The sequence below is a fragment of the Halobacillus sp. Marseille-Q1614 genome, from assembly GCF_902809865.1.
Classification (GTDB): Bacteria; Bacillota; Bacilli; order Bacillales; family Halobacillaceae; genus Halobacillus_A.
Genome location: NZ_CADDWH010000001.1, coordinates 2587205 through 2603634 on the forward strand (window position 1 = coordinate 2587205; position 16430 = coordinate 2603634).

Sequence of the window (16430 nt, forward strand, 5' to 3'; positions counted from 1 at the left end):
ACCTTGCTGCCCTCAACCTATCGTTATATAATTGAGAGAAGCTTATACATAAAGGAGGGAAAATCATGCATACGTTCATCGAAGACATCAAAATTGAGAAAAAATACCTTGTATTAATGATGTCTTTTACTGGAATTTTAGCCGTCCTCGGGACAAGTCTGTCCTTTTTTAGCTGAAATTTCATAAATATGAACGTAAGTATGATTTCCTGAAACTATAGTAAAAGCCACAGGGAGATTACTTTCCTGTGGCTTTTTTTGCGACTTTTATGTGTAAGAGAGGACGAATTTAAATGTTTAAGACAAAAACGAATATCTATATGCTTTACCTCTATATATTTTTTGCCCAGTTGTTTTTTGACCGTGCCTTATGGGTAATCTACCTTGGAGATAAGGGCATGACATATGGGCAAATTGGCTTATTAGAAGCTTTTCTTCATTTAGCGATTGTTTTGTTTGAAGTACCTACTGGGATGATTGCGGACTTATACGGCCGGAAAATCAGCCTGGTGATCGGGAATATTTTCAGCCTCCTGTATGGATTATTCATGCTGATCAGCGGGACGTTTTCGATGTTTACCCTTGCTTTTTTATCGATGGGACTTATGGTCACGTTTCATTCAGGCGCCGAGCAGGCCTTTGCTTATGATACGTTAAAAAATGAGAATCAGGAGAAGAATTATACGAGAGTTATGGGAAGCATGACGGCTCTTGCTCTTTTATCCTTGAGCCTTGCCAAATTCCTCGGCGGATTCATGGCGGATATCAGCTGGGAACTGGTGTATGGCTCCATGATTTTCACTCACATTCTTGCGATTATTCCGCTTTTCTTTATGAAAGAGCCGGAACGAGACAAGACCGAAGATATAGGCGGACGATGGTACAACCAGTGGGGGCACCAATTTAAACTGGGTTTCAATGTATGGAAAAACAATCCGGTGATTCACCAGCCTGTTGTTCTGTTTATTCTGGCGAGTGCAGTTATGGTCATCATTGTGTTCTACGGGCAGGAATATTTCATTCAGCTCGGCTACTCTCCAGTCGTGGTTGGAGCCGTATTTACGGTAGAGGGACTACTTGGAGTGGTTATGGCGAAGGTTGCTTATAAAGTTGAGGAACGGTTTAAGTTCTTTAATATTTTATATTACGGGCTTGGGCTGTTTATTTTGTTCTTCGGCTTGTTCATTTTCGCCAGTGACTGGGCGATTCTGTTATCATTTCTTTTCCTCGCCCAGCTGTTTAGCCTGTTTGAGCCGATTTTCAGTTCATTCGTGCAAAACTTGCTGACAAGTAATGTGCGGTCAACTTTCTTTTCACTGATCGGGTTAATGGAAAGCTTTTTGATAATGATTAGTTTCCCACTGTTTGGTTTTACAATTGAACGCACAGGCTTTACTGATGGATTTGCAGGGCTCTTGCTTATATTTTTTGTAACAGTCAGTGTTTTTATGGTAGTGCAAAAGGTAAAAAGAGCTTCTCATTAAATTGAGAAGCTCTTTACTTTATTAACGGCGGGGCGCGCACATTAATTTTTACCTTTATTCACCTTAGCTTTCACTTTATTGAACGCGACCGTCGAATCCCACACATTTAATCCAAAGTAACCTTCTTTAAAGGTAGAATCTTTCTCATCAATTACCAGTTTCTTGTCTAAGTAAGCCCTTATGTGATCTCCTTTGGTTTCTACTTCTAAGTGATAGGGCTGATTTGCTTTTAAATCAAGCTTCCCATCATTGTTATAGACGGCCAGGTCGCTTCCCTTACCATCTGTAAATTTAATAAGTTTGACTGAATTATTTTTCACATCAACGTTTACAGCATAACCATTCTTCCCTGAGGAATCAGAACGGAAGACTAAAGAACCTGCGCCCACCAAGTTATCAGCTAAATCTGAATCCAGTACCTTGATATTGGCTTTATATCGAAAATCACCGCCTTGCTCAGTTGATAAATTAAAAGCATCCCCGCTGCTTTGGCCTTGTTTTCCTTCCATTGTCTCTGCCCAGGTTCCAGAAACAGGGGTCCAGCCTGATAAATTTGTTTTGAACTGGTTCTTATCTTTCCAAATACTCTTTAACGGGTATATTTCTAGCGAGGTTAGTGTAACTTCTCCTCCCTCACTATAAACCTCCAACCCTTTACTTAATGGATCCGGGAAAACTTGATCCGTAATGACGGTTTCTCCATTCGTGCCATACACTTCTACCGCTGAACGGTCTACAAATATATGCATTTTCACCTTTCCATCTGAAACAAGTAAAGGTCCGTCATGTTTATCTACAAGGTTATTTCCATAGTCAAACTCGTCAGCATTTGATCGGTCTACAAAAAGCTGTTCACGATCCAGGTCATAACCAATCTTTGTGTATTCTGCACCTGCTTTACGAACTTTAAAGCCGAATTCGGAAGCCTTGGAATTCGATACATCGAACTCTGCCACCATTTCATACGTATCTCCTGAGAAATCAGACAGGAGCGTGCTGCTGTTTGAAATAACTTCATTACTGTAAGAAGCCTTTTGGCTTTGATCACGAATGCCGTCCAGTGAAATTGGAGTTTGTTTTAAACGAGCTCCTGCTTCTGTCTGGGTCAATTCCATCTTCCGCGGCAATGACATCGAGCTTCTCCAAGTTGTAGTTGGTGTATGGTTGGCATATTGCCAGTTACTCATCCACCCGAGCCAAAATTTTTCACCGTTTTCGCCTTCGATTCCGCTCCAGTCCACACCAGCATAATAATCAGCTCCATAATCACTCCACAGGACTTTGTTTGAAGGATTTTCATTAGCGAAAGTTTTTCCATCAAAGCTACCGACAAAGTACTGCATCCCTGACCCTCCAGCAGGTGCGCCATCATTGATACTCACTTGAAGCACCCATTTCGTATGATTCGGGTCTCCGTCAACCGGCAGTTCAACTAATGTCGGACACTCCCAAATTCCTCCATTATTTCCGTGGGTCGAGTTTATCCATTCGCCGGAAATACCGGTCCATTCTTCAATTGTTCCACTTTGTTTGACTTCTGCCTTTTCAGGTTCTTTTGCTACTTGGTCAACCTGTTCAGGCATAGGACCTTCATTATAAACATTGAAGTCATCAATATTGATATGACCCCATCCGCCTCCAGCCTGGTCTACTGCTTTAATATAGAGAACATCCCCTACAAAATCAGAGGCATCCCATACGTATCGTTTAAACGTTTCATCCTCATTAAACTTCGTATTTGCCTGGCGGATGAGTTCCTGGCCGTCTGACGCTCTCACTAAAGAGAGGTAGCGGTTATTTATATCATTACCTCCGCCTAATAAGAAATTAATCTCACCGGATCCACTCAGCTTAAAGTAAGAAGAGCGTAATTCACCTGTAGCATTATCTCCATCATGCAAGTCAGAGAACCCCCACAAATGAAACGTCCCCTCCTGGTTAAAAGCACCGCCCCAGTAGTTCGTAACTTCTGTTATGTGATCATCTGTAAAAGCATTTCCTTTTACTGGATTCCAGCCAGTAAGGTCTCCTGTTTCAAAATCATGATTGATGATTTCCTTTTCAGAAGTTTTAATGTTTTCACCTTTTCTTACATTCTGAAACACGGCTGTAGAGTTCCATACATTTAATCCAAGGTAACCATCTGAAAAAGAAGCATCGTTGATATCATGAATAAGCTGATCATCAACGAAGAGCTTGATATTATCTTCATACGCATCGACTTTTAAATGATAAGTTTGCTCGGTCTCAAGGACCATCGATTTCTCCGCCAGCACGGTAATATTACCATTTTCGATCTTCATCAGTTTTACGACATCGTTTAAAGCATCGACATTGGCAAAGTAACCATTTTTCGCTTCTTTATCGGAACGGAAAACGAGAGCTCCTGCCCCGCCCTCCCCTTCGTCTTTGGACACTTTAATATCCGCTTCATATAAAAAGTTTGCAGCTGTTTGATCACTCAGAGTAAAAGCATCATCTTTAGCTGTGCCTGTTTTTCCATCTAAAGAATTTTCCCAAGTACCGCTGAGTGTCTTCCAGCTGGATAAGTTACTTAAAAAATTTGAAGTGTTTTTAAATTTGATATTGCGGAAAGATGCCGTTGATTCCGCAGATGATAATCCATAGTATCCATGCTCAAATGATGTGTCTCTCTCTTCAATCACCAATTCGTTATCGACAAAAACATCGACCTTGTCTCCTTCTGCAACTGCTTTTAGATGATAGGTTGAAGAAGTGTCCAGCTCCATCGATTCGCGTGCCAGTTCCTGTCTTTCACCATTTACGACTTTGCTTAAGGTGACTTGATCGTTTTTCGCATCGACATTAGCCGCATAACCATTGCTTCCCTCTTTATCGGATCGAAATACTAAGCCGCCGGAACCTTCACGGCCATTTTTTTCATTGAGAGTAATATCTCCTTCATAAGTAAACGAACCCCCTCTATGCTCAGAGATGGCATACGATACCCGGTCCAAGCTATTGGATTGAATACCGCCATCAGGACCAAATTCGCTGGCGTATTCCCATTTTTTCAAATCAGGAGACGTGTAAAACATGATTTTATCCTTAGCTGCAAGCGACATCACCCACTGACTCGAATCTTCATGCCAGAAGACTTTAGGATCGCGCCAATCGGCGACTGGAGGATCCGGCATCACCGGGTTGCCTTCATACTTTTCCCATGTCCTCCCGTTATCCAGGCTGTAAGCTAAACTTTGCACCTGACCCTTTGGTCCCGAATGGGTAAAAATAGCGACCATTGCTTCTTCCCCAAAACCTGCCGTATTCTCCCAATCTATAACGGCACTTCCAGAAAAGATTTGACCGTGTTCATCTGGAGACAAAGCGATCGGCAAGTGCTCCCATTTTACGAGATCTTTACTGACGGCATGTCCCCAGTGCATCGGTCCCCATGTGGTTCCATAGGGATGATACTGGTAAAACAAATGGTACTCTCCTTCGTAGTAAACCATTCCATTTGGATCATTCATCCAGTTAGCTTCTGGCGAGAAATGAAACTGGTTGCGATATGGCTCTTCATAATAACCTGAGTCATTGGCAAGCACCGTTGACGGCAAACCTGCAGCAAGTAAACAAAGTAACAGCGGAAGACCTTGTTTCCATCCAGCTTTCATCCAAATTGTAATCCCTCTTCTCTATGATATTTTAGGAACGCAGCCTGTCGATTAACACAGCTGATAGAATAACTCCGCCCTTTACAACAAGCTGCCAGTAATAGCTGACATCCATTAACGTAAGACCGTTGGTAATAACCCCCATAATCAGCACCCCGATGATGGTTCCCTGAATTTTACCGACACCGCCTGTCAGCTTGGATCCTCCTAATATAACGGCAGCTATCGCATCAAGTTCATACATATTACCAGCTGTCGGCTGACCGGAATACAAACGGCCGGCGAGGACAACTCCGCCTAAGCCAGCGAGCAGGCCGCTGATAGAATAAACATTTACGAGCGTCTTTTTCACTTTAATTCCTGTTAATCTAGCTGCTTCTTCATTGCCTCCAATAGCGTAAATATGACGGCCAAACATTGTGTATTTTAAAACAAGAAACATGATGATATACACAAGGACCATTAAATAGATAGGTGTAGGAATAGATAGAATAGACCCTGATCCTACAAACCGAAATGTACTCGATTCCAGAACGACTGGATATCCTCCGCTAGTTACATAGGCCAGCCCTCTCACATAGGTCATGCTCGCAAGCGTAACGATAAAAGCAGGCAGTCCGATTTTCGCAGTAAATACTCCATTTATAAAACCGACAAGATAACCTGCACCAACTCCGAGCAGCATAGCAATTATCGGGTTCATTCCTGTTTGGGAAGCCATAACAGAGACAACTCCCGATAAGGCTACGATCGACCCTACAGATAAATCGATACCTCCGGTTAGAATAACAATCGTCATACCCGCAGCTAGAATCGCAGTTACGGATACCTGTTTTAAAATATTGGTAAGGTTCGCAGAGTCTAAAAAGTTAGGAGCCATGACACTCATTACGATACAAAGCAAAATCAAAATGATCACCATTCCAAGCTGGTTCCAGAGTGTCGAAGCATGGCGGCCTAACTTAAATCCAGGCCCTACAGGCGGGTGAGCCGGCTGTTGATTAGACGACAAAGTTGATTTCATTTTACTTACCTCCCGTTGCGTGATACATAATTCGTTCTTGCGTGGCTTCATGCTTTTGAAGGTGTCCGGTGATCCGTCCTTCATGCATCACAAAAATCCGGTCACTTACACCTATGACTTCCGGAAGTTCAGAGGAGATCATCAACACCGCAAGCCCCGCATCTGCAAGTTCTGAAATGATTTTATGAATTTCTGTTTTGGCCCCGATATCTACCCCACGCGTTGGTTCATCAAGCAAAAGAACTTTAGGGTTAGTTGACAGCCACCTGGCAATGACAGCTTTTTGCTGATTTCCTCCGCTTAAGCCGGAAATGGGCTGATCGGGTGAAGCTGTCTTTATGTTTAAGCTTTGAATATATTCGTCTGCCATACGGTTTAAAGACTTCCAATTAATCTTCAAATTCTTTTTATGCTCTTTTAATTCCGCGAGCAAAATATTCTCTTTCACAGACATATCAGGGAATAATCCTTGTTCTTTGCGGCTTTCAGGTACGAGGGCTATACCATGTTTAATCGCATCAATTGGTGATTTGATTTTCACCTGCTGTCCACCTGCCCAGACTTCTCCCTGCTGGATATCAGAAACACCGAAGATTGATCGGACAAGCTCTGTTCTGCCAGCTCCAACCAGTCCTGCAAACCCTACAATCTCTCCTGGATAGATCTGAAAAGACAGGTCTTTAACAAATGTGGAATCACTTAAATTTCTCACTTCTAAAGCAGGCTTATCTTTACCTTCTTCTTTTATATAATTGCTTTTCGAACGCTGAAATAGGTCTTTTAAGTCACGGCCAACCATTAAACTGACTAAATGATCTGGGTTTGTCTCATGGATAGGACCACTTTGAATCCACTCCCCATCACGCAATACTGTATACCGGTCTGAAATCTTAAAAATTTCTTCCATTCGATGGGAGATATACACGATGGCAACGCCTTGTTTTCTTAAGTCTTTAATAATCGTAAATAAGCTGTCAATTTCTTTATCTGTTAAAGATGCTGTCGGCTCATCCATGATCAGGACTTCCGCTTTGTACGAGAGGGCTCTTGCGATTTCCACCATCTGCTGCTGGGCCACACTTAATGTCGAGACAAGGGTTTCAGGCTTTAAATCTGAACCCATGGAAGATAATACTTCCTTTGCTCGTTTATGTACTTCCTCCCATCGCACCATGCCGAATTTGTTTCGAGGGTATTTCGTTCCCATTAAAATGTTTTCACTAATGGTCAAGTTTGGAGAGAGGTTGAGTTCCTGATGAATAACTCCAATCCCTCTCTTTCTGGCAGTCAGCGGATCCTTCCACGTGACTGACTGATTTTTATAAGTTATCCTGCCACTGTCCTGATCAGGTACGTAGACTCCAGATAATATTTTCATTAACGTAGATTTCCCGGCTCCGTTCTCTCCCATTAAGGCGTGAACTTCACCCGGGTAAAGATCAATATATACATTTTTCAAAACCGTAGTGCCAGAAAAAGTTTTGCTGATTCCTTCCATACGTAGGATAGGCATGGCTGCGGCTGAATTTATCTTCACCTTTTCCTGCATAACCATAGCTTTTCACTCCTTACTTAGATTGAAATGACGGCCCTTGCTGCAGCAAGGACCGTACTCCTTTTGGCAAAAGATCTCTACCAGCCTTCATAAGAATCTACGTTGTCTTGCGTCACTAAATCTACTGGAATTTTGATCACTTCTTCTACAGATTCGCCGTCCAATACTTGTATTCCAACGTCCATGGCTTTTTTGATCATTTCATCAGGGTGCTGAGCAGAAGTACCTGCAATTGAACTTCCCTCTTTCTTCATCGCTTCAATAACATCCGGCGAACCATCAACACCGACAATATAAAATTCATCTTGTCGGCCGGCTTGCTGCTGGGCAATTTCTGCACCGATTGCTACAGGATCGTTATTGGCAAAAACAGCGTCAATAGTACCCGGCTCGTTGGCCTGCAAAATACTTTCCATGACCTGTAACCCTTTTTCACGGTTCCCTTCACCATTCTGCTTCGCAATTACTTTAATATCAGTGCCTTTGATCGTATCTTCAAACCCGGCAATCCGATCTTTCACAGCAGTTACAGGAGGGCCGTCGATCACAACAACATTCCCTTTCCCGCCAAGGTCTTCAATCATATATTCAGCCGCCAGAACCCCACCCTGGTAGTTATCCGAAGTTACCGTTCCCTCAATTCCTCCGTCAGCACCAACATCCACAGAAACGACAGGGATTCCAGCTGCATCTGCTTGAGCCACTGCTCCTGCAATCCCTTTAGAATCCACGGCATTCAGCAGGATGAGGTCGACACCTTGTGTAATGAAGTCCTCAATTTGAGAGGTTTGTTTGGCCAAATCAGCATCTGCCGCCTGCACGATAATTTCAGCACCAACCTCATCGGCATAATCCTCTGCCGCTTCACTCATTGATACGAAAAATGGATTAGCTAAATTGTTAAGAGTTAAACCGATTTTAACTTTTTCTTCTTTGTCAGCGCTTTCATTTTCCTGCCCGGAAGTTTCATTACTTGAACAAGCTGCCATAAATAGCATAAGGATTATCATTAAAATTAAGTTAAGCTTCATTTTCATTTTTCTTTCCCCCTCCAGATTTAACTTTCGATCTTTTGAATGCGCTTACAAAATAAATTAATGATGTCCTCCTTTCTGATTCCATTACGCATATCAAAACTAGATGTTGGGATTTTTTTGTACTATGCGTAAAAATCACCAAGATTGGATATGATTGTTTTTGCTTATTAATGATGATATATGCGTATACAAATTTTGTCAATAAGTTTTCTAAAAATTACAAAAACATTTGTCATTCCCTATAATATAACTGTTTTAACTTATAATCATTCTTATCCTTATTAGCCACCTCAACCACTTGTGATTGTTTGTGATTACTTTTATTCATAAATTAACCAAATGCGCATTCAAGCCTGACTGAAGTCTTCATCGATCAATCATCATTTTTTCTTTTGATATCGAGAGTAGTCTATAATTAAAGAGAAAACGCTTACGAAAGGAGCACTCCTATTCATGTTTATGGAAGAACGTAAAGCGCAAATCCTTGAATACTTGCGCCATATGTCACGGGCCTCTGTCCATGACTTAAGTAAACAATTTAATGTTTCAGACTCTACGATTCGAAGGGATCTAAAGGAGTTAGAGGAAACAGATAATATAAAAAGAACTCACGGCGGTGCTATCCTTCTGCAGCCTGTCAGTTTTGAAGCATCGATCGGAGACAGAAAAAAAGATTATATTTCAGAAAAGCAGGCGATTGCTAAAAAAGCCGTAGAGTTTATCAACCCCGGCGATGCCATTCTATTAGATTCAGGAACTACCACATTTGAACTTGTGAAAGAGTTAAAATCCTTCACTAATCTCTCCATCGTTACCAACTCTATCATTATCATGCAGGAGTTAACCGATATTCCGGGATTAGAGGTAATGCTGCTAGGCGGAAATTTACGAAGGGAAACATCAGCATTAGTCGGGCCTTTTGCGGAGCAGTCTCTCAATATGATTCGAATTGATAAAGCCTTTATCGGGACGAACGGGCTGGACCTAAAAGAAGGGATGATTACCACCCCTAACCTTACCGAAGCGCGGATTAAGCGGATGATGATTACGAACTCCAGGCACACTATTTTATTGACCGATCATAGTAAAATTGGCAAAGTGAATTTTGCAAAAGTAGCTGATCTGGCAGAGATAGACTTTTGTATCGTAGACAACCATATACCGGCTGATTTTGAAGAGGACATGAAGCGTTTTGATGTAAATGTACATATGGTTAAAGTTTAAAACGGCTTTAAACACAAAAAAGAGGATCCAAAAAGGATCCTCTTATGTATTAAACCTCTCTGATAACCGATCTGCCTTCGGTTTGCTTCTGGTCGATCCATTGCCACTCTTCATGGAGCTCTATTTTCCCATCATTCGTTATTACCGGCGTGGACTTACATTTCCCTCCTCTTATTTCATTGGAGATGTTAATGTGGTTGTATCGGAACTCTAATGTATCATCTGCATTCACAATTCCAACCAGCTTTCCTTTTACGATGTCTCCGCCCTCGTAATCTGCGTAAAGAATGCGCCCCTCCTGGTAATAGTGAAAATAAGTTTTTGAAGAGACTTCCCCATTCTCCGTATTTTCCACAGAAATGAACGTTCGATTATTATAATCAATCATCCTAAATCATCCTCCTGGCACAAAGTTATCTCCATTTCTTAGCTAGCGATTCAATATGCTCTGGTGTTGTTCGGCAGCACCCGCCAATGATGCGCGCGCCCGTTTCATACCAGGCTTCCGACTGAATATCGAATGGGTCACAAGCTTCTTCCCCATGCCATGTTTTCGTTTCAGGATTATAAGTTTCTCCTGAATTCGGATAAACAATAATTGGCTTCACTGTGTTTCTACGCAGTTCTTTCACAGCTTCTATAGCAGAAGGGACTGGGGCACAATTTACACCAATGGCTACGATCTGGTTATGATCATTAAATGTTTCTGCACATCTCTTTAGATTCGTACCATCACTTATGGCATCTCCATTTCTTAAGGAAAAAGACAGCCAGGCAGATGTACCCGGAAATTCTTCCAGTAAGGAAGCAAGTACTTGCGCTTCCTGAAAAGACGGGATGGTTTCTATAGCTAAAAGATCCGCCCCTGCTTCAATCAAGGCTTCCATACTTGGACGGTGAAAATCTGCTAAACATTTATCAGACACGCCGTAGTTCCCTGCGTATTCAGACCCATCTGCAAGATAGGCTCCATATGGTCCTACAGAGGCAGCAACCAAAGGTTTAGAACGGTCTGTTTTTTCTTCCTCATTCCAAACCTCATCTCTGGCCTGTCTTGCTAGATGAACCGTCTTTTTAATTAAGTCTATTGCTTCCTCTTTTTTAATACCGCGCTTAGCAAACCCAGCAATTGTCGCCTGGTAGCTTGACGTAATAGCTACATCTGCTCCTTTGCGGAAATAATCCGCATGTACCTGGACAATGGCTTCTGGCTTTTCCAGCAAGACTCGTGCTGACCAAAGCGGATCATCCAAATCACATCCGTGCTTTTCTAATTCCGTCGCTAACGCCCCATCAAGAATGACAAGGGAATACTTTTGCAAAATTGAATCAATGGGATTGTGCTTTTGACTGGTTTGGTTCGACATATCTGGTTCCTCTTTTCTTTACGTGCTTTCCTATACAGAACAAAGGCTAAAAGCGCCATGGTAGACACGAAACGCATAAGCAAAACGGCCGGAGGAAGGCGGCCTTCCCTTTTAGCAGGGCGGATTGCTTATGACGCGAGTGTCTGGGTGCTGGATCTGGATGTCGCTCTTTTAAACATATATATCCACTTGCTATACATTAAAAAACGCACTCCAAACGAGTGCGTGTCCGACAAATAAAAGAAGCTCCTATCTATCAGGTAAGATCACCCGCTGGAATTAGCACAGTGTTTAAATAGACCTGTTGCTGAGGTTTCTAAGGGCCAGTCCCTCCACCTCTCTGGATAAGAATTATTTACATTTTTCACAACTCTACCAATTGATTTAAAAATAGTCAAGATAGTAAAAATGTATACCATTTCAATATGAGAACCCCAGAAATCTATTCATCCTCCTAGTCTATTTGTTTCATTTTCCAGCTTCACTAGAGCGGTTACATTTTGTGGAAGCGTTCGCGAAGTGCTGAGGCCACCGGGATTCTCACGCTCTCTCATACTATAGAGACAGAATTGACGCTTTCGGGCTTTTTGTTATAGTTTAGGAGATTATACAGGAATACTGACCAGACCACATGTTGAGAAAAGGAACTATCAGCTTTTTCGAACAGCTGTTTTTCCATTGGCTCTCTCGTGAAAGGGGCTCCTTAAAATGAAAAGCATTCAAAGCCGCTTATTAATCATGCTGCTAATGTTCATCATTCTCCCCTATTTTTTATCTGTTTTTTTAATCTACAGCTACACGAAAAATAGTGTGGAGCAGCATGAACTTGAGAACAGCCGCGAACAAATTCAGGAAAGCTCAGAAGAACTCGAACAATATTTCAATGAGATGATTGATCTTCCTTATATTCTGTATCGCGACCCCGAGCTTTTTCGGATCTTCAATAACGAAATAGATGATTCAGCCTATTTAGAAAAAAGCTTAGAAAATTACTTTCTCATGCGAAAAGAAATCCGGCAGGTCCGGCTATATCTCGATAAGGGTAAAGAATCGTTAGCTGTTTATAATGGAATGGTCAGCGCACGGAAATCAAAGCCTGACTTTTTAGAGCAAAATACGATAAACGAACTTTATGATACAAACGTTAAATACCCCCTGGAACCGCCTCATCCGATTGAAAATTATAATGAGGCCGCGATTGTCCCCCAATCGGACAACTCTACGGTGATGACCTTTCACCATAAAATAGTAGACGTGCTGTCTAATGAATTTCTCGGCATCCTTACGACAGACATCGATTTAGATGTCTATGCTCAAATATGCCAAAACCTCCTGCAGGAAGACGAAGAAACCGTGATGCTTGTTAATGAAAATGCCAATGTAATTTACGCAAACGACCAAGAGCTTATCGGCAAGCCAGTAACATCTGACATAAAACAGAAGATGAACACCTCAGGAGGAAAAAGTGAAGATATAATTCTATCCAAAACCTTAACAGGACCGCTTCAAAACTGGAAATTAGTGAAAATCACACCAAGTGAAGTCTTATTCCAGGAGGTCAGAAAAACCGCCTACACAAGCATTTTGGTGGGGATAGGAGTCGGGCTGTTAGGGGTACTGATGATTAGTATGATTACTTACAAAATTACTCACCCAATCAAGCAGCTCACCCAAAAAGTTCGTTCGATCGAAGGCGGAGATACACATGCTCCATTTGATGACAGCCGAACGGATGAAATCGGTTATTTAGAAAAGCATATGAAGGAAATGATGGATCGCATCAACCGTCATATTGACCGCGAATATAAGCTGGAAATCGAGAATAAGGAAAATCAATTCCGAGCCTTAAAGTCTCAGGTCAATCCACATTTTTTATTTAACTCCTTGCAGTCGATTGGTGCTGTAGCCTTAAGGTCAAAAGCTCCTCATGTCTATCAGCTTGTAACATCATTATCCAAAATGATGCGTTACTCAATGAAAGCTAACAAGTGGGTGCTCGTCCATGACGAAGTGAATTATATAGAAGCTTACCTTATGCTGCAAAAAGAACGGTTCAGAAACAATGTGAATTATTCTATAAAAATCAGTGATACGATTCTTCAGATGACCATACCCAGTATGATACTTCAGCCGCTTGTTGAAAACTTCTTTAAACACAGTTATGAAGAAGGATTTCATGAAGCTCATTTAACGATACACGGGGAAATCCAGGGCAAAGTACTGCAGCTTGCAGTAGAAAATGACGGGCCGAGTTTAACAGATGAAGAGCTTCACGAGTTAAGAAGCAACATATACACAGCCCCTTACGAAGGAACTTATTCTGAAAAGCATATCGGCTTAAAAAATATCCACGACCGGCTGATTCTTAATTACGGCCACGATGCTTCTTTAGAAGTTGATACCATTCAAGGACAAGGTTTTCTCGTTAAGATCTCAATTCCTTTACAATCGAAGCTTGCTCAATAGCCGCCTATCACATATTAATGAGGAGGAATTTTTTTGAAGGCTCTAATTGTTGATGACGAGATGAATGTACGCGACGTCATACGCTACCTCGGACAGTGGGATAAGCACGGCATTACCGACATATATGATGCAGGCAATGGCCAGGAAGCAAAAGCGATTATTGAAAAAGAAAATCCTGAACTTATCTTTACAGATATCAAAATGCCAGGTATGAGCGGAATAGAGATCATCGAGTGGCTCGATTCCATCTCCTACCCCGGGAAGGTCATTTTTATTACAGGTTATAATGACTATTCATTTATGCGCCAAGCAATAAAGTGCAGCAGCTTCGACTATCTTTTAAAGCCAATTGAACCGGAGCCCTTTAATAAAACGGTCGGCGAAGCGGTAGAAAGCTGGAAAAATGACCAGCAATCCCATCATTCTGATGAAACTGAAGAAGACTTTAAAAAGCTGCGGCTGGATCAATTAATAACCGCTGCCTGTATGGGAGAACCTTTTCAAATAGACGATATTCTCCCCTACCTTCCTGCAGCGGATCATTACGAAGCAGCATTAATTTCTTTTTATCAAATGCATCACCCAGAACCTTATATTGAATCACTGGCAGACAAGCTGATTCAGCAGAAATTAGGGAATGTATTTACCCTGCAAAATGGGCGAAACCTCTGCCTCGTCATTACGATCCCAGATGAATGGTTAACCGTTGAAGAATGGATGAGCCAGGAATTTGATATACCCGTACGTCTAGTAAGTGGTGAGCGGCTGTCTTCATTATCCGATATACCAAGTTCTTATCAATCTCTGCAAACAGCTATCGACAGCCATAACTACCGATCGATTCATAGAGTGGATGACCTAGATGCAGCGAGGCGCATAAAAGACATTGTTTCATATGTGGATGAGTACTACATGGAAGAATTGAGCTTAGAGAAACTATCCAGTCTTTTCTTCTTCAGCCGCGAACATATCTCAAGGAAGTTTAAAAAAGAAACAGGCCTGCCATTGTCTAAATATATAACGAAACTTAGAATTAATCAGGCAAAAATATGGCTGAAAGAAACAGACGAAACGATCTACTCCATCTCATTAATGCTCGGGTATCAGGATGAGAAATACTTCTCCAAACTTTTTAAGAAAGTAGTTAGGCTGACACCATTTGAATACAGAAATAAACAGCAGCCTGACCGCCAGCAGATAACCTAGGGTAAAGAAGGTGACGGAATGAAAAAGGAGATTCTTAACATATGCCTAATTGGAACACTGAGTTTATCTCTTTCCGCATGCCAGAATAAGCCAGAAACTGAAGAAAAACCCGACGTTGAACAGGAAATTACACTAAATGTACGAAATCCGAAGGTGGAGATTGCTTCTCAATTTGAGCAAATGGTTCAGGCTTATGAAAAGGAACATCCCAACGTAAGTATAGAGGTGCATACGGTCGGTGGAGCAATGGATGATTTCTCTGACCTAAAAGCCCAGATGGCTGCTGGCAATGGACCTGACATTTTCACCAATCCCGGGTACGAGAGCGCACGAATCTGGGAGCACTATTTAGAAGATCTTTCCGATCAGCCATGGGTGGATCAAGCCTATGAGGACGCTTTAACACCGATACGTTTTAATGACCAAATCTTTGGTATGCCCATGAATTTGGAAGGATATGGATTTATATATAACAAAGATTTATTCGATCAAGCCGGTATTGATTCATTACCTTCTACGCTTACTGAATTAGAAGCTGCGGCAGAAAAATTACAGCAGGCAGGAATTACTCCGTTTGCTACGGGATATTACGAAGAATGGAAACTGGGCGACCACCTTATGAATATTGCTTTTGCCCAACAGAAAGACACTAAAGCTTTCATCAAAGGCTTAAATGAAGGGAAAACTTCGATCACAAATAATCCGAAGTTTAAGGATCTCCTCCACCTGTTAGATGTAACTTTAGAATACGGAAGCGACGATCCGCTGTCGACTGATTATAGTATGGAAGTAAATACATTTGTTTCCGGGGAAGCTGCGATCATCCTGCAAGGGAACTGGATACAGCCGATGATTGACCAGCGCTCCCCGAATATGAATATTGGAATCATGCCCATCCCCATTAACGATACTACTGAGAATGAATCATTAGTTGTTAACACACCGAGCTATTGGGTGGTCAATAAACAAACCACTGAAGAGAAGAAAAAAGAAGCGAAGAAGTTTTTAAACTGGATGGTTTCATCCGAGCAAGGCCAGCGCTATATGACAAAGCATTTAAAGTTTATTCCTGCTTTTAAGCACATTACACCAGATCATTCAGGTCCACTGGCTGAGCAGACACTAGATTATTATAAAGAAGGCCAAACGATGTCCTCGAACTGGTTTAATTTCCCCGTTGGTGTTAGAGAAGAATTCGGTTCGGCTACACAAAAATATATAAAGAACCAGGTTACCCGTGACCAATTGCTGCAAGAATATCAGAAGTCCTGGGAAGAGGCTCAGTGAGTCCCTTCATCAGGACTTTTTTCTCTTCTCCTCCCCCTTTTAAGTCAAATCAAATATCCTATATATCAATTCAAGACCAAATTCCAATCAATATCGTCCATATCCAACAAATGGAGACACCCCTATAATTAAAATTGTCATAT

General features: G+C 41.7%; 11 protein-coding genes, 1 pseudogene and 1 riboswitch. Of the genes and pseudogenes, 5 read left to right on the forward strand and 7 right to left on the reverse strand.

Annotated elements, in window-relative coordinates:
• Nucleotides 1-292 precede the first annotated feature (292 nt).
• Entirely contained in the window at nucleotides 293-1483 is a 1191-nt protein-coding gene (locus HUS26_RS12980) for an MFS transporter (RefSeq protein WP_173917556.1), read from the forward strand.
• A 41-nt stretch (nucleotides 1484-1524) separates the two neighbouring features.
• On the opposite strand, the gene HUS26_RS12985 is transcribed toward HUS26_RS12980, so the two are convergent.
• The 5 genes and pseudogenes from HUS26_RS12985 to HUS26_RS13000 all read right to left on the reverse strand — a co-directional run bounded on the left by HUS26_RS12985 (nucleotide 1525) and on the right by HUS26_RS13000 (nucleotide 8737).
• Entirely contained in the window at nucleotides 1525-4068 is a 2544-nt protein-coding gene (locus tag HUS26_RS12985) for a GH32 C-terminal domain-containing protein (RefSeq protein WP_371809633.1), read from the reverse strand.
• Nucleotides 4069-5121: pseudogene (locus tag HUS26_RS20275) on the reverse strand (glycoside hydrolase family 32 protein); the annotation flags it as partial.
• Nucleotides 5122-5152: 31 nt separating this feature from the next.
• Entirely contained in the window at nucleotides 5153-6145 is a 993-nt protein-coding gene (locus HUS26_RS12990; RefSeq protein WP_173917558.1) for an ABC transporter permease, read from the reverse strand.
• A gap of 1 nt (nucleotide 6146) precedes the next feature.
• Nucleotides 6147-7700 (reverse strand): sugar ABC transporter ATP-binding protein, encoded by a 1554-nt coding sequence (locus HUS26_RS12995; protein WP_173917559.1) that lies wholly within the window; start codon nucleotides 7698-7700, stop codon nucleotides 6147-6149.
• 77 nt (nucleotides 7701-7777) lie between these two features.
• Nucleotides 7778-8737: a substrate-binding domain-containing protein gene (locus tag HUS26_RS13000; RefSeq protein ID WP_173917560.1), complete on the reverse strand. Its 960-nt coding sequence runs from the start codon at nucleotides 8735-8737 to the stop codon at nucleotides 7778-7780.
• A 453-nt stretch (nucleotides 8738-9190) separates the two neighbouring features.
• Here HUS26_RS13000 and HUS26_RS13005 point away from each other — a divergent pair, with 453 nt between their 5' ends.
• Complete coding sequence (locus tag HUS26_RS13005; RefSeq protein ID WP_173917561.1) at nucleotides 9191-9961, forward strand: DeoR/GlpR family DNA-binding transcription regulator; 771 nt, start codon at nucleotides 9191-9193, stop codon at nucleotides 9959-9961.
• Nucleotides 9962-10010: 49 nt separating this feature from the next.
• On the opposite strand, the gene HUS26_RS13010 is transcribed toward HUS26_RS13005, so the two are convergent.
• Both HUS26_RS13010 and mmuM read right to left on the reverse strand, forming a co-directional pair.
• Complete coding sequence (locus HUS26_RS13010; RefSeq protein WP_173917562.1) at nucleotides 10011-10349, reverse strand: n-acetylglutamate synthase; 339 nt, start codon at nucleotides 10347-10349, stop codon at nucleotides 10011-10013.
• Nucleotides 10350-10374: 25 nt separating this feature from the next.
• Nucleotides 10375-11328, reverse strand: a complete 954-nt coding sequence (mmuM, locus tag HUS26_RS13015) for a homocysteine S-methyltransferase (RefSeq protein ID WP_173917563.1) — start codon at nucleotides 11326-11328, stop codon at nucleotides 10375-10377.
• A 246-nt stretch (nucleotides 11329-11574) separates the two neighbouring features.
• A riboswitch (SAM riboswitch) is annotated at nucleotides 11575-11679 on the reverse strand.
• Nucleotides 11680-12036: 357 nt separating this feature from the next.
• Here mmuM and HUS26_RS13020 point away from each other — a divergent pair.
• The 3 genes from HUS26_RS13020 to HUS26_RS13030 are packed head-to-tail and all read left to right on the forward strand — an operon-like array spanning nucleotide 12037 to nucleotide 16287.
• On the forward strand, nucleotides 12037-13794 hold the full coding sequence (locus tag HUS26_RS13020; protein ID WP_173917564.1) for a sensor histidine kinase: 1758 nt from the start codon (nucleotides 12037-12039) through the stop codon (nucleotides 13792-13794).
• A gap of 33 nt (nucleotides 13795-13827) precedes the next feature.
• Nucleotides 13828-15000 carry a response regulator gene (locus HUS26_RS13025; RefSeq protein WP_173917565.1) on the forward strand — a complete coding sequence of 391 codons (1173 nt, stop codon included), beginning with the start codon at nucleotides 13828-13830 and terminating at the stop codon, nucleotides 14998-15000.
• Between the two features lie 18 nt (nucleotides 15001-15018).
• Nucleotides 15019-16287: an ABC transporter substrate-binding protein gene (locus HUS26_RS13030; protein ID WP_173917566.1), complete on the forward strand. Its 1269-nt coding sequence runs from the start codon at nucleotides 15019-15021 to the stop codon at nucleotides 16285-16287.
• Nucleotides 16288-16430: the final 143 nt, after the last annotated feature.